The organism is Methanomethylovorans sp. PtaU1.Bin093 (assembly GCF_002067275.1).
In the GTDB taxonomy this organism is placed as follows: domain Archaea; phylum Halobacteriota; class Methanosarcinia; order Methanosarcinales; family Methanosarcinaceae; genus Methanomethylovorans.
On the sequence record NZ_MVQX01000073.1, the window covers coordinates 36,455 to 63,062 of the forward strand.

22 protein-coding genes are annotated in these 26,608 nt (G+C 43.9%); 15 read left to right on the forward strand and 7 right to left on the reverse strand.

Annotation, left to right across the window (positions count from 1 at the left end):
• Positions 1–22: 22 nt before the first annotated feature.
• The 7 genes from mmp11 (at position 23) to A4E24_RS08405 (ending at position 7,939) form a co-directional block, all read left to right on the forward strand.
• Positions 23–940 carry a methanogenesis marker protein 11 gene (gene mmp11, locus A4E24_RS08375; RefSeq protein ID WP_292352825.1) on the forward strand — a complete coding sequence of 306 codons (918 nt, stop codon included), beginning with the start codon at positions 23–25 and terminating at the stop codon, positions 938–940.
• Entirely contained in the window at positions 930–2,471 is a 1,542-nt protein-coding gene (locus tag A4E24_RS08380; RefSeq protein WP_292352826.1) for a thiamine pyrophosphate-dependent enzyme, read from the forward strand. Before mmp11 ends, A4E24_RS08380 begins: the two co-directional genes overlap by 11 nt.
• 262 nt (positions 2,472–2,733) lie before the next feature.
• Positions 2,734–3,801, forward strand: a complete 1,068-nt coding sequence (gene endA / locus A4E24_RS08385; protein WP_292352827.1) for a tRNA-intron lyase — start codon at positions 2,734–2,736, stop codon at positions 3,799–3,801.
• A gap of 9 nt (positions 3,802–3,810) precedes the next feature.
• Positions 3,811–4,233: a DUF2209 domain-containing protein gene (locus tag A4E24_RS08390; protein ID WP_292352828.1), complete on the forward strand. Its 423-nt coding sequence runs from the start codon at positions 3,811–3,813 to the stop codon at positions 4,231–4,233.
• Between the two features lie 534 nt (positions 4,234–4,767).
• Positions 4,768–5,259: a rubrerythrin family protein gene (locus tag A4E24_RS08395; RefSeq protein ID WP_292352858.1), complete on the forward strand. Its 492-nt coding sequence runs from the start codon at positions 4,768–4,770 to the stop codon at positions 5,257–5,259.
• Positions 5,260–5,757: 498 nt separating this feature from the next.
• A complete protein-coding gene (gene hflX, locus A4E24_RS08400; RefSeq protein WP_292352829.1) occupies positions 5,758–7,002 on the forward strand; it encodes a GTPase HflX in 1,245 nt (414 codons plus the stop codon).
• Positions 7,003–7,261: 259 nt separating this feature from the next.
• On the forward strand, positions 7,262–7,939 hold the full coding sequence (locus A4E24_RS08405) for a PHP domain-containing protein (RefSeq protein WP_292352830.1): 678 nt from the start codon (positions 7,262–7,264) through the stop codon (positions 7,937–7,939).
• On the opposite strand, the gene A4E24_RS08410 is transcribed toward A4E24_RS08405, so the two are convergent.
• From A4E24_RS08410 to A4E24_RS08420, 3 genes are read right to left on the reverse strand one after another with little or no spacing between them, the layout of a single operon-like run.
• Positions 7,936–8,553, reverse strand: a complete 618-nt coding sequence (locus A4E24_RS08410) for a DUF447 domain-containing protein (protein ID WP_367121168.1) — start codon at positions 8,551–8,553, stop codon at positions 7,936–7,938. The genes A4E24_RS08405 and A4E24_RS08410 overlap by 4 nt on opposite strands.
• Positions 8,526–9,500, reverse strand: a complete 975-nt coding sequence (locus A4E24_RS08415; RefSeq protein WP_292352831.1) for a triphosphoribosyl-dephospho-CoA synthase — start codon at positions 9,498–9,500, stop codon at positions 8,526–8,528. The genes A4E24_RS08410 and A4E24_RS08415 overlap by 28 nt, the downstream gene beginning before the upstream one ends.
• Complete coding sequence (locus A4E24_RS08420; RefSeq protein ID WP_292352832.1) at positions 9,497–10,630, reverse strand: methanogenesis marker 9 domain-containing protein; 1,134 nt, start codon at positions 10,628–10,630, stop codon at positions 9,497–9,499. Before A4E24_RS08420 ends, A4E24_RS08415 begins: the two co-directional genes overlap by 4 nt.
• Before the next feature lie 295 nt (positions 10,631–10,925).
• On the opposite strand from A4E24_RS08420, the gene A4E24_RS08425 reads away from it, so the two are divergent.
• The 3 genes from A4E24_RS08425 to A4E24_RS08435 all read left to right on the forward strand — a co-directional run bounded on the left by A4E24_RS08425 (position 10,926) and on the right by A4E24_RS08435 (position 13,454).
• Entirely contained in the window at positions 10,926–11,132 is a 207-nt protein-coding gene (locus A4E24_RS08425) for a hypothetical protein (protein WP_292352833.1), read from the forward strand.
• Between the two features lie 218 nt (positions 11,133–11,350).
• Positions 11,351–12,598: a Glu/Leu/Phe/Val dehydrogenase gene (locus tag A4E24_RS08430; protein ID WP_292352834.1), complete on the forward strand. Its 1,248-nt coding sequence runs from the start codon at positions 11,351–11,353 to the stop codon at positions 12,596–12,598.
• Between the two features lie 127 nt (positions 12,599–12,725).
• Positions 12,726–13,454: an NAD(P)-binding domain-containing protein gene (locus A4E24_RS08435; protein ID WP_292352835.1), complete on the forward strand. Its 729-nt coding sequence runs from the start codon at positions 12,726–12,728 to the stop codon at positions 13,452–13,454.
• Positions 13,455–13,477: 23 nt separating this feature from the next.
• On the opposite strand, the gene A4E24_RS08440 is transcribed toward A4E24_RS08435, so the two are convergent.
• Together A4E24_RS08440 and A4E24_RS08445 are read right to left on the reverse strand one after the other, a co-directional pair.
• Complete coding sequence (locus A4E24_RS08440) at positions 13,478–16,183, reverse strand: PEP/pyruvate-binding domain-containing protein (protein ID WP_292352836.1); 2,706 nt, start codon at positions 16,181–16,183, stop codon at positions 13,478–13,480.
• 50 nt (positions 16,184–16,233) lie between these two features.
• Positions 16,234–17,826 (reverse strand): FMN-binding glutamate synthase family protein, encoded by a 1,593-nt coding sequence (locus A4E24_RS08445; RefSeq protein ID WP_292352837.1) that lies wholly within the window; start codon positions 17,824–17,826, stop codon positions 16,234–16,236.
• Positions 17,827–19,052: 1,226 nt separating this feature from the next.
• Here A4E24_RS08445 and A4E24_RS08450 point away from each other — a divergent pair.
• From A4E24_RS08450 to A4E24_RS08460, 3 genes are all read left to right on the forward strand, one after another.
• Positions 19,053–20,246: a hypothetical protein gene (locus tag A4E24_RS08450; RefSeq protein ID WP_292352838.1), complete on the forward strand. Its 1,194-nt coding sequence runs from the start codon at positions 19,053–19,055 to the stop codon at positions 20,244–20,246.
• Positions 20,247–20,356: 110 nt separating this feature from the next.
• Complete coding sequence (locus A4E24_RS08455; protein ID WP_292352839.1) at positions 20,357–21,502, forward strand: glycosyltransferase family 4 protein; 1,146 nt, start codon at positions 20,357–20,359, stop codon at positions 21,500–21,502.
• Between the two features lie 354 nt (positions 21,503–21,856).
• Entirely contained in the window at positions 21,857–22,171 is a 315-nt protein-coding gene (locus tag A4E24_RS08460; protein ID WP_292352840.1) for a B12-binding domain-containing protein, read from the forward strand.
• A 22-nt stretch (positions 22,172–22,193) separates the two neighbouring features.
• Here the strand turns inward: A4E24_RS08460 and A4E24_RS08465 are convergent, their stop codons facing one another.
• Together A4E24_RS08465 and A4E24_RS08470 are read right to left on the reverse strand one after the other, a co-directional pair.
• The gene (locus A4E24_RS08465; RefSeq protein WP_292352841.1) at positions 22,194–22,787 is read right to left on the reverse strand and encodes a hypothetical protein; all 594 of its coding nucleotides are present in this window, start codon (positions 22,785–22,787) and stop codon (positions 22,194–22,196) included.
• Between the two features lie 453 nt (positions 22,788–23,240).
• Positions 23,241–24,161 (reverse strand): hypothetical protein, encoded by a 921-nt coding sequence (locus A4E24_RS08470; protein WP_292352842.1) that lies wholly within the window; start codon positions 24,159–24,161, stop codon positions 23,241–23,243.
• Positions 24,162–24,422: 261 nt separating this feature from the next.
• Here A4E24_RS08470 and A4E24_RS08475 point away from each other — a divergent pair, with 261 nt between their 5' ends.
• Positions 24,423–25,343, forward strand: coding sequence for a hypothetical protein (locus A4E24_RS08475; RefSeq protein ID WP_292352843.1), 921 nt, complete (start codon positions 24,423–24,425; stop codon positions 25,341–25,343).
• A gap of 106 nt (positions 25,344–25,449) precedes the next feature.
• Positions 25,450–26,592, forward strand: coding sequence for a pyridoxal phosphate-dependent aminotransferase (locus tag A4E24_RS08480; protein WP_292352844.1), 1,143 nt, complete (start codon positions 25,450–25,452; stop codon positions 26,590–26,592).
• The last annotated feature ends 16 nt before the right edge of the window (positions 26,593–26,608 follow it).

Here is a 26,608-nt window from a genome sequence, read left to right on the forward strand (position 1 = left end):
TTACTATCAATTAGGGACTCAGATGAAAGATATAGAACTCAATGACCCTTATACAACTCCATATAGGGGTATATATGCAATATGCGATAAAAATAATGAATACGTTGAGATCGTTGAGCATTCCAATTGTTATGGAGGTGCCGCATGGTCAAAGTTCCATTATTCGCATTCTCCCCTCATTTTAAAGACAAGGTCCATAGGGAACATGATCAGGTACCTTGCAAAAACAGGCACATGCAAGCTCGAACTAAAACCTTCGGTTGCAGCTGCTGGCATAGAATCCATTATTGTGGATAAAGATGAGGTGCATATCACATATGCAGGTCTGGGCGGCGGGGGTGTGGGCGCCACTAAGTGCCGGGCCTTTGCACAGGGTGTCCTGCGCTGCGATTACAGTGAATCCGGCGGCGGGCGTGCAGCAAGGGGTACGGTCATCGTTCCCAGAAGGGAGCGGGTGCTCATAGGGATCGACGATACCGACTCCAAGGAAAAGGGAGCCACATGGACCCTTACCCATAATATCGCAAAAGAGCTGGATTGTCCGGAGTCTGTCTATCTTTCACATTCCCTTGTCCAGCTTTTCCCGGTCTCTGCAAGAACTCAGAACTGTGTATCCACTGTGCTGGAGTTCGGGTGTGTGGACGCAAGATCGACCAAAGAACTGCTTGAAAGCATAAAGGGAGCACTTCTGAAATACAGTGTTTCAGATGAGACCGGTATGGTTGTGCTCCGGAATTTCAATGCTCATGAGATCTATCCCTACAGCAGAAAATGCCGCAGTGGTGAGCTTACCAGGGAATATGCCCTGCAGTACGCTAACGATTATGGTGTGGAGATATGGATGAACGGCAATGGCGTTATAGGTGCGCTGGCCTCGCTTGCATGGTTCTCAAGGCCGGAAGAATCCGTCAGGATGGATGCTGAGATACATGATGCCTGATGATGCAGCGTTTGATACAAAAGCCTTCACTGGTATAGAAGCCCTTCTTCTTTCTGTTATTGACAGTAGGGTACGGTTTGTAACCGGAGTGGCCGGTTATCCTGCAACCGCTTTGATGGAACTGCTGCTCAAGCATCAACTTGAAGGCTACAAAGCTTTCTGGATGACCAATGAAAAGACAGCCCTCGAAAAAGCACTGGGTGCATCGGTTACGGGGCAGCGTTCAATGGTGGTCGTAAAGCATGTGGGCATGAACGTGCTCAGCGACCCTTTGATGACATCTGTGTATCACACCATCGGAGCAGGTGTTGTGATAGTTGCCGGGGACGATGCCGGGGCCAGAGCCTCCCAGAACGAGCAGGATTCCCGTTTTTATGGTAGTCTTGCAGAGGTAGCTCTGTTCGATCCTGCAACACCCCGGGGAGTATATGATGCAGTTATGCATGCTTTCCAGTTATCAGAACAGGCAAAAGTCCCTGTTGTCATTAGAATAACAGACAGGCTGCTCGATAGTAAAGGACATGTTCTCAGAAGCCGGCAGAATGAAACAACTGCCACTTTCGATAAGGATATCTGGAAACTTACTACTAAAGGGAAACACCAGCGATTCCACAGGGAATCTATGCCTTTGCTTGAAAAGGCTGTTCAGACAACTTCTTTGAACTGGCTTCGTCCAGGGAACAGCAGGATGGGTATCATTTCTTCAGGCTATATTTCAGTGCTTGTGGACAAGGCGCTTTCAGAACCAAGATGGAAAGGTCATGCGCACCTTTCCCTGCAGATGGTGTCTCCTTTTCCTTTTGACATGGTGCGGCAGTTCATCAGTGAATGCGACGAAGTGCTTGTGGTAGAGGAGACCGAGCCTTACATAGAATCCCATGTTGCCGTAACCGGAAAAGTAAAAGGCAAGATGACAGGACATATTCCGTACGGGCAGGTGGAGGCAGAGCATATTGGCTATGCGCTGGACCATCTGGGTGAGAGCAGGATAGGGAAGTATACCGAAGTGCAGACCATCAAAAGCAGAGGTTCAAGGCCTTTGTGTCAGGACTGCCCATTCATGCCTCTTTACAAATGCCTGGCGAACATCGATGTCATGGTGGCCGGGGATATGGGCTGTTCCATACGGGCAGCGCCTGAACCGTTGCAAGCCATTGATACGGGTTTTGCCCTCGGCTCAGCTATATCCACAGCATGTGGCTTTAAAGATAAGGGCATTGCGGTCATAGGTGATTTTGCACTTGCTCATTCAGGTATAGTTGGCCTGATCAATGCCGTGGGGTCCGTGGATGATGTTGTTGTCGTTATATTGCAGAATCGGGTTGCTGCCATGACGGGTGGACAGGAGGCTCCTGATCTGATGTCTGTTGTAAAGACACTGGTATCTGATACCATTGTTCTGGAAATGCCTGCCTATACATCTGATACATCAAATGATGCAGAAGATCGACTGAAAGGGTTGCTTCTATCCAAAATGGATCAAAAGGGAGTTTCTGTAGTATATCTTCTGGGGAAATGCACAAAACAATGAGATCAGTAATGGAGGAGGAGGGTGCCCGATTGTGGTAGGAGGAAGGATTCGAAAACCCCATATTAAGGCTAGGTTATAGTGTAGGCACCCGATATAATATATATTGGTACAAATATATAAATATACTGTATCCTTACTTTTAGATTTCTTTTTTTATATTATTTTACCTCATCTGTGATCAGTTCTGCAGCAGCCCAGTATGATTAAATAAGATGGTCCGATATTTGGGCGTATAATTTATTTTTACATTTAGGTGACCTTTTTGATCGGAATACTTGTCAATGACCGGATTAAAGCAGGTAAACAGGCTGTCAATGAGCTGTACAATGTCGGATACTATGGGCGCCCAAAAGGTGATACTCTAGAACTTACGCTCATTGAAGCTGCATATCTGCACTACAAAAAAAAGCTTGAGATCCACATGGATGACAGATCCCTGTCGTTCAAGGAGTTCTTTACAGAGGCGTCAAAAAGACAGCAGTATTTTGATATAAAGTATATTGTCTATAAAGACTTACGTGAAAGGGGTTTTTATGTACAGCCTTCGGTGACGGATTTCAGGGTATATCCAAGAGGAGGGCATCCCGGAAAGACTCCTGCAAAGTTCTTTGTTCATGTCATTTCGGAGCGCATTCCTTTATCCCTCAGGGAGCTGCGCATGTCTCTGGAAGCTGCGCATAATGTGCATAAAACGATGGTACTTGCCATTGTTGATGAGGAAAGTGATATCACTTTCTACGAAATAGGGAAAGTGGAACCAGCTGGGGACATGAGACCTCTTGAGGAGTCGTTACAGGATATAAGTGGAAGTTCCACGTTCCTTGAAGACCGCGTGGTGGTCTGGGACAGTGATATTTCACATTCTTTACACGCTGAAGGTTTTTATGGGCAGCCCCTGGACGCGGATCGTCTGCAGCTGTCACTTGTAGAATCAGGGTATCTGCTTAAAAAGGGTGTACTGGAAGTTGCCGATATGTCCGGTACTTCTTCTGCTCTTGCATTCGATGATTTTGCTGCAAAGGCCTCGGTCATAGAATCGGAATTCATGCTTAAGTACATGGTGTACGAGAACCTGAGGGACAGGGGTCTTGTCCCGAAGACAGGTTTCAAGTTCGGTAGCCATTTCAGGGTGTACCAGAACTTCAAGTCGGTGGATAAGCTTCCTCACTCGGAGTATCTGGTCCATTCCATAGCAGAGGACTATGAGTTCACGCTTCCGGTGATGTCCAGAGCAGTGCGCCTGGCCAATAGCGTGCGCAAAAGAATGATATATGCCGTACATGATAACGTCCACTGTGCCTACATCGATATTGGCAGGATCAAAATGTGACCGATACGCATGTTCGATATCATTGCCGTGGACATTTCTGGAAGACATATGGAAAACGGAGAATACTTCATGGTATGCGTTGCTGTATCGTTCTCTGTGTCCCCCGACCATATAGATAAGACCCATCAGGTGAATATCCGTCAATTCACAAGCATTAATGCTCCTGAGATCACTGATGTGGTCACAATGGTAGAAAAGACCGTAGAAGGCCTTGATCCCCGGGCTACTATCGTAATGGAGGCCGGGGATATGTTCAACCGGCCGCAGTGGCTGGCAGCAAGCATGTTCTCCCGGGATTTCAAATACCAGGAATCTCTGGGCGAGCGCAGAGCTATAGAAATAGCACACCATATTTCTGTAAGCGCCAGAAGGCTACTTAAGATAAAATGTTCCCTCAGTCTTCAGTCGGATAAGGGGGACATTATAAATTAAATAATTTAATGGGCGCAGATATTGGAAAATAGGGGGATTCGATATGTTAAGTGATCCTGGATCCTGTGATAAAAACTATTCATATAGCTCAAGGGTTCGACGCAAAAAGACGATCCTACATTACTTTTATTAAAATACCCGCGCATACGAAAGATCAGAAACAAGACGTCGGCCAAGTACATTACTTTCTTCTCAAGAGCACCACCAGAAGCTATAGAATTACTTTATAGAATAGTATAGTGTAACGAGATACTTTTAAGTTCAATGTATATTTGCCGCATGGAATACATTTTAATAATAGAATAGAGTACAAATCCATGTAAATTTTCAATTGTGATCAACCAGTTGACAAGATCCTAGAAGATTAATCTGGTGAACTGCAGATTCATATGTTGCCAGTTAAATTCTGGATACTGACTTCAAGAATGGTATCACAATAAAGTTGGTTTTTAGTTTTCCATGATCTGAGGGATTATGGAAGCAGATATATTAGACAAGTCAAAAGTAAAAGATCTCAAAGTATGGGGAGATATAATGAGCTCAAAGGATAATCTAAAAGCAGCATTTACTGGCGAATCAATGGCGAACAGGACATACCTCGCCTTTGCAAAAAAAGCAGATGAAGAAGGGTACCCTCAAATAGCTAAACTTTTCAGGGCTGCCGCAGCTGCAGAAACAGTTCATGCATTGAATCACCTGCAGCGCATGGGTGGGATCGGGACTACAATGGACAATCTGAAAGAGGCCATCAATGGTGAAAAGTACGAATTTGAAAGTATGTATCCCCAATTCATAGAGGAAGCTAAGGCTGAAGGAGATAACAGAGCCCTCTGGAGTTTTGAAGTGGCCAATAAAGTAGAAAGGATACATGCCGGACTATTCCAAAAAGCACTTTCTGAGATCGGGAATAATGAAGAGGTCGATTACTATGTCTGCAGCATCTGTGGACATACCCACGAAGGCAAACCTGAAGCAAACTGCCCCATCTGTGGAGCCCCTGCATCCAAGTTCGAGAAAATAGACTGACTACATGAAAAATAACTTTGCTTCTGAGGATCAATAGCATCTATCGAGAGATAAGATCGGAATAAACTCTCGATTAACTTTTTATCTGAGTGCCTATCTTTGGAAAGAATATCTTCTGGTTTGTCTGCATGCGTTCCTCAAACTTCTTACATTATTGACGATATCTATAATGTTCAGACGTATAGATGTGGGCAGAAATTTCAGGTCAATGATGTTGAGTATAATCGTTTTTCTACAGAGGCAGTTTCCTAAATGCTGAGATATCTGCATGGAACATATTGACGTTCAATAAGAATTGTGTCCTTGCTTTGAGGCACCAGGAAGCTACCAAGCTTCTCAGGGCCACTCTCTATTGGCAGGCATAGTTGTATATGGCTTGGGGCACATCTCTCTTTATAGAGTTTATAGTGTGGTATCTTCTTGATACTATTCCCCTCTTATCTTATTCTGAGTATGTAAAGCAGCTTTGAAATATCCACATGGACGATGGAATTGCAAATGAAAAAAGTGATCGTTGTACAGAGGGTTGATCCGGGAAGTGATGAGCTCAAGAACAAGAGGCAGCTAACTGAGCTGAAGGAACTGGCGTATGCTGCCAATTACTCTGTAGTGGGCGAGGTTATTCAGTCCCGTTATCCGGATAAGAAATACCAGCTGGGCAAGGGCAAGGTACAGGAGCTTGCATTGGCTGTAGGATCCCTTAATGCCGAAAAAGTGATCTTCTGCAATGAACTGAGCAGTATGCAGCTGTACCACATCACAGATATATGCAAATGTGCGGTCATTGATAAGTTCCAGCTTATCCTGGAGATCTTTGCGTTGCGAGCTACCACACGGCGCGCCAAGCTGCAGGTGGAGCTGGCAAGACTTGAGTATGAGATCCCCAGGGCAAGGATCATTGTGTCCCATCTCAAAAAAGAAGAAAGGCCAGGCTTTATGGGACTGGGGAGCTATGAGGATTCCTATGAGCAGGACATAAAGGGCAGGATAGCCCGCATAAAGGATGAGCTAAGCCATGTGCAGAGCCACAATGACTCCCTGCGCAGTTTCAGGCACGCTCATGGTCTATCCCTCGTGGCGCTTGCGGGCTATACCAATGCCGGAAAAAGTACGCTTTTCAATTCTCTGATGGATGAGGGTGTGGATGTGGCAGATATGCTTTTCACGACCCTCTCTCCGGTCGCCCGTTCCATGGATGTCATGGGGCGTAAGGTCATTCTCACTGATACGGTAGGTTTCATTGAGGACTTGCCCCACTGGCTCATCGATGCCTTCCGTTCGACGCTGAACGAGATATTCCTTGCAGATATCATTTTGCTGGTAGTGGATGCAAGTGAACCGCTGGACATAATGCACGGTAAGCTGCTCACATGTCATGACACTCTCTGGGAACAGGTACATGGAGCATCCATGATCACGGTAATGAACAAAACAGATCTTATCAGCCATGAAGACCTCAATGGGAAAATGGAAGCTCTTGGGTATCTTGTTCCGAACCCTGTTCTTATATCTGCGAAGACAATGAAAGGCCTGGATGAACTTAGGCAGGCGATAAGGGATAAGCTGCCGGTATGGAAAAGGAAGGAAATATCAATGCCTCTTTCCGAGCATTCAATGTCGGTGCTCTCCTGGCTTTTCAAAGAAGGTGTAGTCCATTCGGTGAAATATGCTGACCAGATACTCGTGGACCTGGAAGCAAGGGAAGAGGTGATGAATAAGATACAATCGTTTTCAGCTAAGTAAGCAAAATTTGTTACAATCTGTTTCCTCTACAGCACATTTGGCGACATGTTTATATAACATGGAGTATGTTAGTAAACATGCGAACGGGTCTCTTCTCAAATGTACCACCAATCCTATCCAACCACCCAATACACAACTCCTTTAACCCGTTCGCTTGCTTCTTTTAATGAAGGACCATTTATCTTGTCCTTATAACTTTTGGCCTTATTATCGTAAGCCATACAGACATTTTATAAGGAATAATTTTTAATCTGAGTGTATGAAATTCGACCTGCATGTCCATACACGTTTTTCTAAAGACAGTGATGCAGATATTGACGCGATCATCCACCATGCCAAAGAGAATGGCCTCGATGGTTTTGCAGTATGTGATCATGATGTGATCGAAGGAGGTCCTTTTTCTGTGCAGCGGGCAGCCGAGCTAGGCTCTGATCTTGTGATCATTCCGGGCGTTGAAATAACCACTTCCGAAGGGCACCTGCTTGTGCTGGGCATAAAGGAAAGCATAGAACCTGGCTTATCGCCGGCTGAAACCATACGAAGGGCACGGGCCCAGGATGCGTTGGTAATATTACCCCATCCTTTCAAGATCACATCTCATGGCATAGGATATGTGGAAGGTCTTGATGTGGACGCTGTGGAAGTTCTTAATTCACGGTGCCTTACGGATGGTCCTAATAACAAGGCGCGTGCCACAGCAAGTTCTCTGGGGCTTGCTCAGGTTGGTGGCAGTGATTGCCATGTGCCTGAAATGGTGGGCATGTCATATACTGAGATAGATGTAGATGTGCAGGAACGATCATTAGAGGCTGTCCTGGGCGCTATCCGGCAGGGCAGGGTAAGACCCGGTGGCGGTAAAACCCCCAAGGTCTTTGTGATACGCCAGATGATGAAGAATGCAAAAAAGAGAACTGCTAAAGCATTGAAGCTGGGCTAAAGATGGGAACGTAATAGCATAAGAGCCTCCTTTTCCCTTTCTCCGCCGCACTTGTTAATGATATCCTCGTAGAAATCTATCAGCTTAAGATATTTTTCTTCTCCATTCATCTTGTAGCGCGTGGCATGTATGGTTGCCTCAAGGATAGCGTTCAGTCCTCTGTTCGGTGCTTTTGGATAGAATGAATTGACATGTCCTCTCAGAGGTCTCAGTTCCGCAACAAGGGCTTCGGGTGTTATTTTGGTATTAATGCATTCGAAGGCAACCCAGCTCTGTGCTTCCTTCAGGACAGGGAACTCTCTCCAGGGAGAAGATATGGTCTCGATATCTTCTGGCTGAACATCGGAAAAAGTGTATCTGACAAATGCAACAGGATCGTTCGTTACATTGGCCACAAGGAAGTTCTCCGCCAGGATATTATGATAGGTCCTGGAACCTTTGAAAAGTCTTATGAGAATGGTATCCTGCTTTCGGATGATGCCCATAGGAGCTGCGTTCGGAGCCCATCCATGATGTGTTGTAACAATGGTTTCAGAGATACCTTCAAAGAATCCAAAGTCCTCAAGTTTCAGTTTCTTGCTTTCTGTCAGAATCTCATTCCTCCAAGAAGGGATATAAAAAGGCCGCCTATCATTATATCGGCTGTAGACCCTGGATTAATACCCCTTGCAAGCAGTTCTTCATCAAAGTTGTATACATCTGGTAATATATTTTCCATATTATTACCAGAGTATTCTAATTTATAATTTATTCTCCTTGCCTTTGCAGACACTTCCTCGGCTGTTTGCCTGTCAAATTTCGTCTCAATGAACGTATCCATGTCAGTTGCAAGCATCTTCAGAAAAGCGTAAACTATAATGTGATTGATCCGAGAGTTACCTGCGTGGACAAGTGTTCCATGACCACCCATCTCTCTTGTAAGTATCCGGGCGCATTGTGCGCAGCGAGTAAAACCGGATGTCCATTCCTTTGCAATAAGGTCATAAGAGCTGGACATCTGCATTAATTGGTACAGTGTCGTACGCTTGTTTTCAATATCCGCAATGGCTTTTGCATCGGACAGGTCGAATTCGTTCACCTCGCGCACCTTGACCCCTGCTGGTCCAAAGGACAGGTAGATCTGTACCGCATCTCCTACGTCTGTTTCTTTTACAATGTTGAACGCTTCTTCGGTTAAATTCTCAGGTGTAAGTTCCCTGGAGTTCCGAATAAGTCTGCCTGCTGCCATTGCAAGGGGAAATAAGAGCAGAAAAGCACCGAAGTGAGTGTTACCTCCTTTCTGCCAGGCTATACTTTCAAGTACAGCCTCATGAACATATTTTCCGATCTCGTGTTCTTTCCCTGCAGCTTTCTCAAGTATTGGATATACTGCAACCGAAGATGTGAGGAAATGCTCGAAGGTGGTGTTCTCATAATCGTGATCCCTGTCTATATTCCCGGGTTTAGGGTGAGCCGATACTTCCAGCAGCATAGCAAGCTGTGCACATCTCGCCACATATGAAGCTGTATGATATGCAGAAGCTTTGCCAGGCTTTCCTTTCATTTCCTGTTCCTTCTTCATTTACCAGTAACTTTTGGATGGTCAAGGATGTGATCAGCAAGTTGTCTTTTCAGTTTCATGTATTCTGCATCTGAAAGTCCGATCGTTTCGAGTACTCCGTCCCTTAATGGACACATCTTTGTGATCTTACAGCACCATACAAGGCTGCCGAAACAGGTGCTATCTCCGTACTCAAGAGGTGTTCCCTTTGCGAATTCCATCTTTATATCAGCGAACTCCTTTGCTGAAAGTCCTATCTTCTTTATATTTGAATGTACAGGACACGGCTTGACCGGCAGGCAGCAGAACGCAAGCCCTCGCAGATCCCCTTCTCCTCTGCATACGTGTTTAGGTGAATTGTACCATCCTATCTCCTGCTGCAGCAGAGTTACTTCTTTTACAAGGCTGGATATCAGGGATGGGTCTTCCATGACTCCCCTTCCCACAGAAACCATGTCCGCACCTCTGGTGAACATTTCTTTCGCGGTGTCAAAATCAGTTACAGAGTTATTACCTATCAGAAGGAGTCTTGTAGCATCCCTTATCTTCCTGATGGTTTCCATGTCAGCGCCGGATCCCTTCTTCATAGCATCCACATGCAGTATGTCAGCGCCTGCATCTTCGATGGCCTTTGCCATTTTGATATTATCGATCACATTGGCACGTACCTTCACTGACACGATGACTCCTGTTGCTTTTACCTTACGGATAGTGTCCTGCAGTTTGGAGAGATCGCGCAGTAGTGCCTCTCCTACACCTATTCTTATCATTTCAGGCTGCCTGCAGTGTGCGTCTATTTCAATTATTGCGTTCGCATTCTTCGCCATCCTGGCAGCTTCGATCAGTGGCTCCAGCGTGGAGCTTCTTAAGTTTATAGCAACTACGCTTTCGGTTTTAACTGATCCCAGCTCATTCTCTATCAGTTTTAAAGGTTCATCTGAAAAGAATTCTTTCCTGCCTCTCTTTGCCATTTCGGACGCTGCCAGGTTAGTTGCAGCATCCAGGTTGTATCCTCCAAGTATCACAAGTCCTGCATCTTTTGCAAATTCGTTTGCAAATCGACTATCTGTTATTCCTCCCATGGGTGCAAGAGCGATGGGATTCTTAAAAGAAAGATCATCTATTTTTATATCAAAAAGGTCTTCAGACACGTTTTACCTCTGCAAAATGTAAATTATCATGTATGTCGCTGAATAATAGCAGATTCTATTATTAATATAACGCTGCACTTTTGGTGAGTTCTTTATGTGCAGGCTTCAAAAGTGCACATTATTTCTTTTCAGCTTTGCAGGAAATTTTCTGAGGCACGTCTTCTATTTTTCCATTTATCCTTCAGGCTATAGCGCTTGTTTGTAAGTGATGCTCAAAACTAAATACCATCAGTGCAAACATTAGAGATGTATATGGACCAACCCCAGTGGTAAGGTCGATCGTGGAGGTTATCTTATGAAATGTCTGGTTTGTGGTATTGAAAGCGAGACCAAGTATTGCAGTACATGTGGAAAAGTAATGGCCGATGTCATTAAGATCGTAGGCGAAGAGCGTTGGAGCAATATCGATGACTGTTCTTTTATATATCCTACGGTATTGCGTGTTGCAAGAGGAGAGCTTACTGTAAATGATGTCATACAGGCGCTGGAAGCGGAGGATTGAATCCTTTGCTTTTTCACTTCACGATATAGTGCATGGAAGAATAGCGCTGTTCTTTTTATTTATCTGAAAGCTACTTCTATCTGTAAACCCGGATGATACTGCTATCTGATGGCTTTTTTTGGTTTTTTTGTTATGTAAAAAATAGAAAATCTCTTATACTTAGAAGTCGGTTAGTTATCACCTTATGTCAACATAAGTAGCATGTAAGAGGAAGAGTAATGACTTTAGAAAATCCATTTGAAAATTCAAGAAAACAGTTAGCAAAATGTGCTGCTATTCTTGGGCTGGATGAAAGCGTACATGAAATGCTAAGGCACCCAATGCGCGAACTGCGTGTCACGCTCCCTGTTCGCATGGATGATGGCTCGATCAAGGTGTTCGAAGGTTTCAGGATACAGTACAACGATGCCAGAGGACCTACAAAGGGCGGTATAAGGTTCCATCCGGAAGAGAACATCGATACTGTAAGGGCGCTTGCCGCATGGATGACTTGGAAATGTGCAGTAGTAGACATACCACTGGGTGGAGGTAAGGGAGGAGTTATCTGTAACCCTAAGGAAATGTCCGATGGTGAGCTTGAGCGCCTCAGCCGCAAGTACATTTCAAGCATTGCCCAGATCATTGGTCCGAGAAAGGACGTTCCAGCGCCGGATGTATACACCAACCCCAAGATCATGGCATGGATGGTTGACGAATTCTCAAAGATCTCATCCTTCAATCAGCCAGGTGTCGTCACAGGTAAGCCCCTTACAATGGGTGGTTCACTTGGAAGAGGTGACGCGACAGCAAGAGGTGGTCTCTACACGATCCGTGAGGCTGCAAAAGTGCTCGGGATCGAGCTTAAGGACGCAAAGATAGCCATTCAGGGATACGGGAACGCCGGATACTACGCAGCAAAACTCGCAAAGGAACTGTTCGGCTGCAAGATAGTGGCTGTCAGTGACAGCAGAGGCGGCGTTATGAACATGGATGGTATTGACCCAGAGGCGGCAAACCAGCACAAGGCAAAGACCGGTTCAGTTGCAGGCCTGCCAAACACAACACCTGTCAGCAATGAGGCTATCCTTGAGTTAGATGTGGATGTTCTCATTCCTGCAGCCCTTGAGAACGTGATCACGGAGAAGAACGCACACAAGGTCAATGCTAAGATCGTTGCAGAACTCGCAAACGGTCCGACAACGCCTGCAGCAGATGAGATCCTCTTCCAGAGGGGTATTCATGTTATTCCAGACTTCCTTTGTAATGCAGGCGGAGTGACAGTTTCATACTTCGAGATGGTCCAGAACTTCTACATGTATTATTGGAGCGAGATCAGGGTACACACTCGTCTGGACAGGAAGATGACCGAGGCATACAAGGCAGTGTATGCAGCATCACAGAAGTACAACATTGATATGAGGACAGCTGCTTACGTTGTTGCCATCGAGCGTGTCGTAACTGCAATGAAGGACCGTGGATGGATCTGATCCGCCTTGGATCCAATCCTGCAATATAACTGAGCAACATTTATATGGTCTGAACATAAGACCATATAGATCCTCCCTTTTCAGGTCGGATAGTTGATATAGTTGTATTGTTGTTGATGGGATTATCATGAAGATTGCACTAATTGGCGGTACAGGCAGCATAGGTAAAGGTTTCGCTCTCAGGTGGGGGCAGAAACATCAGGTGATCGTGGGTTCAAGGAACCAGGAAAAAGCTCAGGCCAAGGCCACCGAGTATAACTGCATATTGAAAGACCATGGCTTCAAGGCAAACATAACAGGCGAGGTCAATGCACAGGCAGCCTCGGAAGCTGATGTGGTGCTTCTTGCCATCAGGTATGGGCAGATAGCTTCCACTATCGAACAGATCAGACCCGGACTTTCCGGCAAGGTCATCATATCCGTAGTCGTGCCAATGGAAAAGAATTCCTGTATCATTGTTCCGGGTGAAGCTCCTTTGGAGATCTCGGCTGAGTCCCGGGAAGACTACAAAACGGACTACTTCTGTTATGTCACGCCTCCTTCAGGAAGCGCTGCACAGGAAATAGCAGCTTTGTTGCCTGAGGGTGCTGACGAACTGGTCTCTGCTTTCCATACCGTTCCCGCTGCTAAGCTCTCCAATCTTGATGTAGAGCTCGATTACGACATCGGGGTCTGCGGAAATAGTATGCGTTCCAAGAGCATCGTCTTTGATCTTGTCAGGGACATCCCCGGAATGCGGCCTATGGACATCGGTCCACTTGAAACCTCCTCGATGGTGGAATCAATTACACCTCTCCTTGTCAATGTGGCCATACGCAACAACATGAAAGATGTCAGTATCAAGTTCGTAGATTAATATCCCTCCAAGGATCTCTTTTTTTATTGCCATTGTCCCTTCAGCTTGTCCAGTTTCCATGTTCTTCCAACAGTTGATTTTTCAAGGTAGCATACAGCATCCTGTTCGTACAGATTAGCGATGACCACGGCATGTCTTCCTCCCGATGCCTCACGGACATTGATCACCTTGATAACATTGCTGAACCTTTCATGATCAGGGAGGATATCTTTAAGCACGTTGCCTGAGTTGCTGAAGAACTCATTGTTGAACCCTGAGCTCTTCATGTCCGGATATACGGGCATGTAGATGATCTCCTCTTCCACGATATCCTGGAAGAAATGAGTTCCATACGATACTTCCGGGGTGTGGCCAGCCTTCTCAAGTGCGATCTCCACTAGCAGGGAGGTGTGATCTATCTCACTATATGTTGCATTGACACCCAGTTCTATATTGCTGCTCCCCCACCTTCCGGGTCCCATCAATATGAAATTAGTATCCATGGAGCTCATCTTTTCGTTGATGTTCCCTACAATGCGGCCTATGGACCTTTTTGTATCTATGTCTGCAATTTCATATGCCTGAGGGTCGATGTACACTATATACTCGACATTTTCCACTTTTCCCTCATTGATGAGCATGCTGGATCTGAAAAGAATATTTTCCTCTTTTATATCATCGGGTATGGCTATATTCTCGCTGCTTCCCGGCGTTGTCATGGGCCTGCATTGCACTATGTTTATCCTTATATTTCCCTTTTGATCGACCGCTGCCGTAAACTCGATATCTACCGGGTGTTCGTATACCTCTTCTACTATCCGGAGTATTTCTCCCATTGTATCAACGAACTTCGTGTTCTTTATGAGGTTATTGAATGTCAGCACCATTTCCTGTGAGCAGTCTATAGCATTGGTGTATGGGTCAGTAAGGTATCCTTCGTTCATGACCGAAATGAACAGTCTGAGTCCAGGATAATCGCAGTCTTTGGCAAGGTTCTGGAAAGGTATGGTTATGAGCTTCCTTGCATCCAGGTCCAGGGCATCCACATCCCATTGCGAGTATTTCATCACTTTCATGCCAGTTTCAGGGCGGAGTGTAGGGTGACTCACTGCGATCATTCTGGGGTAGTCCCTTCCTACACGGTCCACAGCCCGGGTGCCGAGTCCAAAAACAAGTCTTATCAGTCCTTTTCTAGGGTCAATGCGTTTTGTCCATCGGAAGAGGTTCTTTGAGAAAGCAACTCCTGCAAGGGCCGGAAAGAAATACTGCTTATAAGGCATGCCAGAAACACGCTGCACCAGTATTGCCATCTGCTCGTCCTGGTAGTGAAGCCCTCTTGTCCTTCTGTAAGCAAGGGCGTCCGGGTTCAGGGCACTGGCATAGACGAGCTTGACGGCATGCATGAACTCTTCGAGGCGCTCATCCGGACTTCCCTGGTTAGGGCAGAACTCGCTCCTGTACTTACCTGCAAAAGCATTTCCGTAGTTGTCTTCCTGCAGGCTGCTTGACCTTACTATGATGGGCGCCTGCCCGAAGTAATCCATCAGTTCCCTGAACTGTTCTACTATCTCTTCCGGGAACCTGCCTTCCAGGAACTTTTTTTCGACCTCCTCGAACTCTGCCTTTGTCATACTGGAACTGTCGGAAAGCTTTATCTTGAGGCGGAAAAGGTCGTTATTTATCATGAAGGTGAAAAATACATCAGAACCAACGTAGAATGAATCATGAGGCTCAATTATCCCTGAGAACTCTTCTTTCTTCTCGCTGGCCAGGATTATGTTGCGTGAGAGCAGCATTCCTACAGCTTTTCCACCAATACGGCCGGAACCTATCATTCTGTCTCGTATGCTGAGCAGGTCTTCCAGTCCCAGGTAGGTATCAGCAAGACGGTTGAAGCGGGGATGGTCACCGATGATCATCCTTGATAGTTCCTGTTTAAGCGCGGTTATCTCGGGCTCTGGTATAGTGTCCAAAATTTCCATGTCATGGTGGAACTTCAATTTTGTGTACACAGTGTCCCAGGGGGCTGTGCCACTTTTCCGCATACGTATGATCTTTCTACGGTCGCTGGATGATATTGTGGCGGCTTTTGAGCTATCTAAAATAGGCTCCCATGTCTCTCCGGTTACCAGGTGAGGCAGGAACATGCTCTGAGAATAGCGGTCGTAGACCTTCAGGGGGTGGATGTATGTCTTTCCGTTGATGTGGTAGTAGTCGATAAGCACTTGGGTCGTTTCCCGGATACCAGCAACAGTGGAATGACTATGCTTTCCACGAGTGAGACAGAAATAACCAATGGTCTCAAGTTCGAACAGGTATGGGCATGTGGCTTTAAAGAAATTGGCTACCAGCTCATCGGTAGCCCATTCGACCATGAGTGAGGAAAGGTTATCAAATACGTAATAAACCTTCTCACCATAGTATTCAATTATCCTGTGGACCTGGCTGCTAAAGAAGTCAAATCCATTGCTCGGATCTACTTTTACTATGTCCAGTCCTTCCATTGCCTGAAGAATGGGCTCATGTGGTGCGAACCTTACATACACGCACTTTGAGCCGGAACTGATAGCTTGTCGTATCAGTCTGAATGCAAAATATCTGTAGTCTTCAAGTCCCTCCACTTCCCAAACCACGTTATCCCCCAGACGGAAAGAGTGGAGTATCTCATCGAGCTGAGGGACTCCGCTGGTTATCTTCTCTTTATCTGCGTATTTGAGGGTCTTGAGTTCTACATTGATCTTTTGATTCACTCTGCTTTCTCCATGGGATGGGGACATAAAAGTATCCTGTATTGTCAGGATCAGCTTTCAAGTATCTCCTCTGCAATGTCCCTGTATGCATCCATAACATAGGCAATTCCGGATACCTTTGCAGCTTCCTCGGTAAGCGCCATGACATCTTTACGTGTGATGGCATGGATGTTGAATCTTCGGGAACCGGCCATAAGTTGCTGCAATCCCACTTTGATCCTCTCTGTATATGAATAGATGCCTACCGCTCCAAGAGGTATGTTTTTCATCTCTTCTCCATATTTCTCTTTCAGTTCCTCGTAGTGTACGAAGATCTCTTCTTTGGTAGTGCCAAATTCAGATACTGTCTTAGGGAGATCTTTTTCTTCTAACCATTTGCCTATGTTCTTGCCCACCATTCCGGGGATCATGAGGCCACGGCCCATGCATACTGCCTTGAAATAGGGTGATCCCATTGCAAGTGCCTTATAGATCCCATCCTCACTGGAGAAACCGCCTGCCATTGCCAGATCAGGCACTTTCTTACCTCTGCCTGATAGTTTCTGCGCAAATTCATAGACCTGGGATTGCAGGTAGAATGTCGGGACTCCCCATTCTTCCATCATAGGCCAGGGGCTCATGCCGGTGCCTCCAGGTGCTCCATCATATGTGAGCAGATCTATCCTGGCTTCTGAGCTGTATTTTATGGCCATGGCGGTCTCTGCCATGGAATATGCTCCCGTCTTGAGGGTGATACGTTTAAAACCAAGGTCTCTGAGCCTTTCACATTCCTCACAGAATCCTTCCTCTGTAACAAACCCAAGTCTGGAATGTCTTTCAAATTCCTTTATGGCGCCCATTCTGAAAGCTTCCTGGACAGAGTGAAGCTCAGGGTCCGGAGTGACTATATATCCTCTTCTTTTTAGTTCCATGGCACGGTCAATGTCTGCGACCTTTATCTCGCCGCCAATACATTTCGCTCCCTGTCCCCACTTAAGCTCGATGCTTTCCATATTGTGCTTGCTTGCAAGGTACTCTGCAACGCCGAGCTTTGTATCCTCTACGTTCATCTGGACAAGCATCTCTCCGTAACCATCATAGAACTTATTGTAAAGCTCGATCCTGCGGTCCATTTCAGGCGATTCTTGGACAAGGCCGTCACTTCCCAGTTTCAATCCGGGGTCTACTCCGCACACATTCTCTCCGCATACGATGGTGATGCCTGAGATTGCAGCACCTATGGTGAAGTGTTCCCAATTGTTCCTTGCGATATCTGTTGAACCGAGCGCACCGGTAAAGATAGGCAATTTCATCTTGACCTTTTTTCTCCAACCGTACTCGATTTCGGTATTGACGTTAGGGAACCTTGCGGTTTCAGGACCAGGGATCATACCTTCCGGCAGACCTATGGCACCGACCGCATATCCCTGGATATTGAGATGAGAGTAATCTATGGGGTAATTCTTGTCCCCACCTGCAGTGATCTCCCCGAAGGGTCCAGGGTATATCACTTCACGTCCCCGGAAGGATGACTTGAATATTTCGCAGTTGCCGCGACATCCGTCCAGACAACGTGTACAGATACCTGACATTGGTGTTACGTTCTTTGACCTGTTAAAGGTCCGAGTGGCTTCATTTGCGTTTGGCTGTCTTAAGTTTCCCATTATTTCACTTCCTCAGAATAACACTATCTGCAATGCGGGAATTAACGCTCTGTGTCCCTACTATTTAACAGCAGTAGGATAGTGGTTGGCCAATACTATTATTTATAGTTTTTGAAAAACCTTTTATTTGTGATCAGAAGTAACTAAATGAAAAGTGTATGGTATGTGTAATGTAAATTTACATTATCACATAGTATCTAAACATATTACTATGTTGTTTCTATCTTTTTACAGACCGCATCAACCGAAAAAGCAAATTTGGGATTCGCTTGTATTCAAAAGTCATAAACAACTTACAATTTTAGAAAGATATCATTATAGTATTCTTGAGTTAATTTTATATTCTAATATGGGATTTAAGCCATTAAAATGGCGAAAATAGTACTGTAGTGTTAGAGAGACTATTTGACTATATACGGAACAAAGGAAGCTTTATGAATAACGGAGCTTTTTGGAAGTCAGTCCCATTTTTGAGGAGTCTGTAAATGCAGGAAAAGAAGATTGGTACAACTCATAAGGTGTTAAGATTTGTTGCAAGTTTTTTCCCTTTATTCATCATCGCGATGGTTGCTGCTGGCATTGCAATCGCCTATTTTATAGACCGTCCTGATTTTGCGATCAGAGGCTTGTTAGTAGCTGTACCAGCAATATTCTCTGCCATATTCTTGTCAAAAATGTTCAGAAAGGACGTTGGTCATGATGAGCTCCTTCTCAAAAGCATCTCTTTGAGCCAAAGAACTACGGTTCTAGCTTTTATAACGCTTTATATATTATCCATCATATTCCTGTTCTTAAGTGCCACAAGAACATGGTATTACTTTGGAACAGTGACATTGGCCTATATCTTGGTTTTGAATCAGATATTCTCCAAGTCTTCAAGAGCTTATATTATTCTTATTGAGCTCTTCCTGCTGAGTTTAAACTTGATCTATAGTGTCACGCTAAAATATTCTCTGTATTTTGGCGGAACAGATATCATGTCTCATCTATTTCTCTCGGAGGTAACTTATCTATCGGGTCACTTGGCTCCCGGGGACCTGAGCACCTTTTATGCAAGCTTCCCACTATTCCACATTTTTAACTCTCAGCTTTCGTATTTATTAGGGCTGGACCTGCAAACAGCTTACTTCATTGGTTCAGGTTTGATCTATTCGGTACTGTTCATTTTCATATACTATTTCTTTATGAAAACTACAAATAATTCCACATTTTCTCTTTTGTCATGTATGGTGTATTCTGCAAGCGGCACTGTTATCTATTACGGTATGTACATGATCACAAGGACTTTAGCATATGCAGGTTTGATAATAATCCTATATCTGTTGTACAAAAAAGATGAAAATGATCGTGGTTTTGCTTATCAGGGACTTGCTATACTACTTACCATATTCTTAGTGCTCGTTCATCAGGTTTCAGCTGCTCAGATAGCTATTATATTGTTCCTTCTTTTGGTGTGTGAACATATCCTGTCAAATGAAAACTATATAAATACCACCTATTTTTCATTGTTCACTGCAATGTTCATGGGCTATTGGTTCTACTTTGCAAATGTCTTCGTGGAAGAATTGTTGCTAAGCAGATCTGACATTCAATTTTATGAAGAGTTCCAGATCAAAGAAACCGTGCAGATGGGTTATGAGTGGATATATATATTAAATCATCTTGACGTTTCTGTATTTTTGCTCTTTGCTCTGATCGGGATAGGTTATCTTCTATGGGATCGTATCAAAGCCAACAAAAGGAACTATACAGATTACTTCTCGGTGTTCGCGCTTTTTGCTTTACTTACACTTGTGCTTTATATCCCTACTCCTATTCAGACCCTGTGGCAAACAATGACCTTATTCAGATTTGACAGGTTCATGTTGCTTATAAGTCCTTTCATGGCGTTTGCTATGGCTGCAGGTATTTACATTCTTTATTCGCATCTCTCGGACAGTGGCAAAAAGCCAGGCTGGATGATCGTTATTTCCGTACTCATGGCTATTTTTGTGCTCAGCTCCATTTATTATAATGGTCCGGAATCAAAGCCCTTCTTGTCAGATCCTGTTAGAGAATACTTTACTTCAGATGAGATCAAGGGATTTAATTATTTTATGGATCACGTTGATCCCGGATCTGCATTGTACTCTGATTATCACGCACATAGGTTTTTCATTCAACAAAACTTCAGTGAATCGCAGGAATTGGGCTTACCTTTCTTCAGAAGTTATACCATTTCGGATGTTGCTGAAATTCCAACTTATGACGGATATGTGATCATAAGACAAAAACAGTTCCTGGATGGAGGTATATATACTGGTTCCGGTTCCTCTAATTTCCTTTATGGTCCGGAAGATGGGAATGATGCAGCATTGACAAGTTCGTTATTAAAGGACGCTAAAATCTACTCAAATTCAGGGGTTGAACTGTATCTCTGAGACTGTGGAGCTCTAATTATGCTAAAGCTCTTCATCTCGGACAATCATCATAGATCATAAAGTATCGGGTATCGATCAAGTCACTCTAACCTTCTGTAATGTTGTTTCCCATGACATCTAAGAAAGGCTTTATATTGATGGCTACTGTGCCTTCGTATAGTGTTGTGCAGTCTTCGAGGGCCTTGCATATATTTTCCGAACTCAGTAAAGAGTTCCAGGACATGTATCTGATCATGCAGTCCTATGATAAGAATGAGGTTGAGCTGGACAATTTGATCCAGGTACGACCTTTCATAAGCATGGATGGTAGTTTTTCTTTATTGAAAGGAATGCTCTACAGGCTTCAATTGACACTTTTTGCATTCAGGTTTGCAATACGTCATCATCTGGATTTTGCAATATTGAGGGGATACGACTCAATTATGTTGTTGATCTTATTGAAACTCATAGGTGTCAGGGTATATTCTGATTTCCATGGGAAGTATGATCTGGAATTATCTCAACGGGGAAAACATCTGAGAGGTTTTTTTGTCAAATACATCGATAGGACCACTTTAAAGTTCAGTGATCGCATCATTGTTGTCAGTGAAGGTATTGAGGCTCAAATACAGGAATACAAAGAAAAGTGTATCTTGGTCCCTAACGGGATAGATGTGCAGAAGATCGATGATGCAAATAATTATGTCTCTACATTTGATCTCAAGGGCTACAAGAAGGTCGTGGGTTTTGTCGGTAATTGGGAATCTTTCATGAACGTAGAGGACATGTGCCAGGCAGCTGAATACATTCCTGAAGTTTTGTTTGTCATAGTGGGTGAAGGTTTTAATGCTTCCCAGTTGATGGAAAAATACAGGATTTATGATAATGTGATCTTTGCAGGGCGCAGGCCACAGAAAGAAGCATTTTCAATTATGCACAAGTTCGATATTTGTATTTTGCCTTATGATAAGATGGATGCGCATTCAAGGTATCCTGGCTTCTTTTCGTCAAGAAAGACAAAAGAGTATATTGCCGCCGGTAAACCCATTATTGTTGCTGATGTTATCGGAAAGGAATCCTGTCTGATCCCCGGCTATAACTGTGTGCTGTACGAATCAAGAGATCCCAGAGACCTCGCTGATAAGATCTCAGAAATGTTTAGTGATACTTCTTTGCTCGCTTCCATGGGTAAGAATAACTTTGATGTGAGAGAGCGTTTTACATGGAATTATTTGATTCAGAATTCTGGCATCATTAAGGACCTTCAAGAAAATTGACGGTAACAGTAAGCTATTTCTTTTCCTTGTCAGAATTTATATACAATTGTGCATTTATTTTTTTAGTTTCTTGCTTATTATTTTTCTATCATTTCCAGATTGCCAGTATTCATGATCAGTAAATACAAAATTATATATACAGCTAGTTTTATAAAATTATATTAATTAATGCACCCAAGCAAGGTGCAAATATGGCTCAAATTGAGCTGAGCTACTATATATTCAATATACTTTACATCATAACATATATTCACAGTTGATAATCTATTTATCGACTCGTGTTATTTTGTTATCTGAAGGCTGAAACCTTCAAAGTATAGGGGATAAAAACAAGAGAAACACCTGATGATTATCATGCAAGTTGAAACAGAAGCCACAAACCTTATTGCGAAGGCAAAGAAGGCCATCATTGAACACGATAACAGCACCGCAAAGCAAGTATCTTATGAGGCACTGGATGCAGGTATAAGCCCTCTGGAAGTCATAGAGCTTGGTTTCATTGAAGGGATGAAGGTACTAGGAGACCTTTTCGAACATGGGGATATAGATCTCCAGGAAATATTTGAAGCATCCCTCACCATGAACATAGGGATTGATGTCCTGAGACCACATATTATGTCTTCTCCGGAGAATGCATGTGCATTTGAAGACCTTGTGCTGGGGATCTGAAATACCCGCGCAAGAGTTTATTTCAGTTTTCAGCTTCCATGTGTCCTCCAAGGGCATCCAGAGTATCGAATATCAACGTTCTTTCTGCAGTGAATTCGCAGACAGGCTGTCCCAGCTCCAATAGTGTTCGGATGTTCTGCATCCTGGAAAGGCGGAAGCTTTCCAGCTTATACATGACCTTTTTTCCGTTTATGTACAAAGGCAATTTCCATGCTGTATCGTTCCCGGAAATAATGGGTGTTTCCATTCTTTCCAGGTTATTGGGAACATCAGTTATTTTGTAGCCTGCTCTCTCCATCTCTTCAAGTTCTTCAAATGAACGTGGTGTTATCAGCTCCGTCCTTCTTATCAACGGTTCAGAATCATCAGGAAAGCCAGGAGGAGGCACATTAAAAGCTATAATTGATATGTTATCTTTCTTCGCCTCCAAGAATGCGTCTATGCTTTGCTCTTTCAGTTGCTCCGGCGATAACTCTTTCTCAATGGCTATAATACTCGGGTCAGGAGAATCATTCCTAGAGGCTTCTATTCCTGAAGGAACATATTCCCAACGTGTTATCCTTGTAGTGTAACCTGTTCTTTCAAGCAGTACATATAATTTGTATAGGTCATGCATATTCTCGTCACTTGTTTTCCCATAATATATTATCAAGATATTATGTTTTTCTTTAAGCAGCTTAATCCCAGCTATCTTTGAGCATTATTTCTTCTGCTTTATATCTTGGAATTGAGTTCTTCTCCAGAGCCAGTTCAATGGTTCTATGCTGGATAAAGATGTGAGGAAAGTTTTAAAATATATACGCTGATAAAAACTTCTATAGTAATTGAAGATTGGTGTCATAACGGCATTTGGAAATATTATTAGGATGCTATCTTCTGCTAAGTCTTTCTTAAGAATTAACATCATGGGCCTGCATACTTCCGGACTTATTTTAGTAAGGAAATAATTTAAGTAGAAGAGATAAATAAACATAATAAAAATGTACAAAAAGTATGGTGGCGTGCATGTCCTCAGCAGTAAGTATTCAGAAGACTGAAGACTTTTAATTCCGAAGATCTTTCATCTATGTTATATTAATTCATGACATGTCCATTTCAATTTTGCAGTTGTTCCATTCCGGGCACAGATTCGGAACAGGTTCACCACGCCATGACAGTTGCAGGCAGTAGCTATAAAAAAGATCTCGTTTGTTGCGATCATATCCTCGGTCTTATCTTCATATGCATCCGAAGAATGTGTATATTCAAACATTTCCAGTAGATACTGTTTCATATCGGCACCTTTCATTGCACCGATACCCGGTTTCATCTGGTAGCTTTCGAAAACCCAGCCTTTGATCCAGGGGCACATATCCCGTAAATAATTTGTTATTGTCTTTGGCTTCTCTCTTCTGAAATTCGGACAAAACTTCTCTGGGCCAGGGCATCCATCCGGGCACATCTCTCCAGGTCTGGCGTATGATAACATAGCTATTCCCTGTGCAGGATAAAGGCCAGCTCTGATATTTTCCGGAAATCTTGATGTGAATTGATCAAATAACTTCATCATATCTTCATCTTCAGGCAAAATACATGTCTCTGTGACAGTCTGATCATCTCTGTTCATGCAATTGAGATATTCTTTCATCAGATATGCGGCCATATGGCAGGGAATGGCAGGTATGATATATTCAGGTATGCCAAAGGACAGGATAAAAGGGACCACATCGAGTCCCGCACAATAAAAATACATCTCCGAGCTTTCTTTCTCAAGGGGGGACGCTAATTTGCCTTCCAGCAGCTTACAGAGAGCACTTGCATCTTTTATGATCTCTGTGCCGGAAGAGGCCGGAGCATTTCTATCCTTATCCAGCACAATTACAAGAGGAAGGCTATGCTTACGTGCATGTTCCAAGAAGCTTGCACCTATTTTACCACCACCCACTACCAGATAATATCCCCTTATAACAGGCAGGGACCTCAGATCTTCTATTATGTCACTTGAACTCATTGGCACATAAGCTCTCTATTTAAACGTTTCTTTTTTCCTACAGATAAATGTATCATTCTCTTGCTTCACAAGGATTTTTTATATGAAAATAATTGCAAACTGCCATCTTTGCAAATTGTCTGAGTAACATTTTTTAAACAATGGCAAATCGTTTAAATATAAGTATAAACACAATACTTATTGAGAGGGTTTAGATAGACATATTGGTGAGAGTACATCTATCTTCCAGCTCACTGTTATATTATTTGGAGAGTGGTATAAATGGCATCAACACCAATACTTGATAGTTTATACGGGCTAGCGGATCAATTCATTGCTTTTGTCCCGACACTGGTTGCTATAATAGTACTATTAATACTAGGGCTTATAGTTGGGAAGGCTGTAGGTAAGATCGGAGCGAAGTTCCTGGACAAGATAGGACTTGACGATCTTATAAACAAAACGATCATCGGTGATATGATCAAAAGGACTGGAGGACACATAGTTGATTTCTTTGATGTGGCCATCAGATGGTTCATTTATCTGATATTTGCAATAATCATCATCGACCTGCTTAATATCCAGGTAGTTGCAGACTTCATTGCCTCGTTAGTTCTGTACATCCCAATTATCCTGGCTGCGATCATCACATTATTGATAGGCCTTCTTATAGTTGATTTCCTGGCGGATCTGGTGCGCAATGTCCTCATTGCTACGGGGATTGATGATAAGGTAGAGAGCACGCCAATGGGGGCAACTATCACAGCAAGTGGAATGAAGACGTCCAGCATAGTTTCGGGCATTGTCCGGGTATTCGGATATCTTATATTCATACTGGCTGCACTGAACATACTTAAGCTGACCATCATAGCGGATCTCGTACAGGATGTGATCAATTATCTGCCAAATCTGTTCGTTGGTTTGCTGATATTGATAATTGGTTTGCTTGCTATTGACTTCTTCGCTGACTATATTGCTAATATAATGAAGGGCATGACAGTAGAGCATGCTGATATCCTGGTCCCTGCCTTCAGAGGAATTCTCTCCCTGGTGGTCATGCTCCTGGCTCTGGATGCCATGCTTATAGATACAGGTATATTCTATCTGTTCATCGGTCCTCTTGCATGGGGTCTGGCGGTTGTCATTGCCTTTAAGTGGGGTATCAAAGACGCAATTGTTGCCTATGCCAGGGAAAAGAAATAATCCCTGTCTACCTTTTTTTATTCTCATTTTCATTTATTTTATCTTATTTTCTTTTTTGCATATCCTAATCCATACATTTTAAGTGCATGAAGTCATATTTTACGTCATGTTGTCCTGCAATGTGATCGATTTGCCTCCGTTTCATGTAATGGAGATACTGGAGAGGGCACAGGAACTGGATAGAGCCGGGAGGCACATCGTACATCTGGAAATAGGGGAGCCTGATCTTCCCACGGCCCCACATATATGTGAGGCTGCTTCTGTAGCTATGTGCGCAGGTGAAACCAAATATACTCACAGCCAGGGTATCCCTCAACTGCGCAAGGCCATAGCTGACAATTATAACAGGAAATTCGGGCTGGACATTGATCCCGGACAGATCATTGTGACCTCGGGAACAAGTCCAGGTCTGTTGTCGCTCTTCATAGCTCTGTTAGAGCGGGGGGACGAGGTAATCATGTCGAACCCTCATTATGCATGTTATCCCAACTTTGTCAGGGCGCTGCAGGCCAGACCTCATTTCATCTATACAAAAGAAGAGGAAGGGTTCATCCTGGAGCCATCTGAAGTGTGCAATGCCATAAATCCCAAGACAAAGGCCATACTTGTCAATTCTCCTTGCAATCCTACGGGGCAGGTGATGACTGCAAAGCAGCTTATGGAGCTGGCAGCGATCGCTGCAGATGTGCCTATTATATCTGATGAGATCTACCAGGGACTTGTCTATGAGGGTGAGGACCATACGATCCTTGAGTATACAGATAATGCTTTTGTTCTCAATGGTTTTTCAAAACTGTATGCTATGACAGGATGGCGATTAGGGTATTTGATCGCCCCAAAACAGTATGTGCGTACTTTGCAGAAGATACAGCAGAACTTCTTCATATCTACCAACTCTTTTGTACAGCATGCTGGTGTGGCTGCGCTCAGCGGTCCGCAGGATCAGGTTTTTGAGATGGTCAGGACCTATGACGAACGCAGGCGTTATATGCTCGAGAGGATAAAAAAAATAGGACTGAATGTAAGAGCACCGCCTATGGGTGCCTATTATATATTGGCAGATGCGAGGCAGTATGGGGCAAGTTCACTGGAACTCAGCTGGAGGATCCTGGAAGAAGCAGGAGTTGCTGTGACCCCAGGAATTGATTTTGGTGATGGGGCTGAAGGTTATCTACGATTTTCGTATGCCAATAGTATCGAAAATATTGCAGAAGGTATGGACAGGCTTGAAAAGTATCTGAACGGCTGATCCTCGGTTTCGTTTC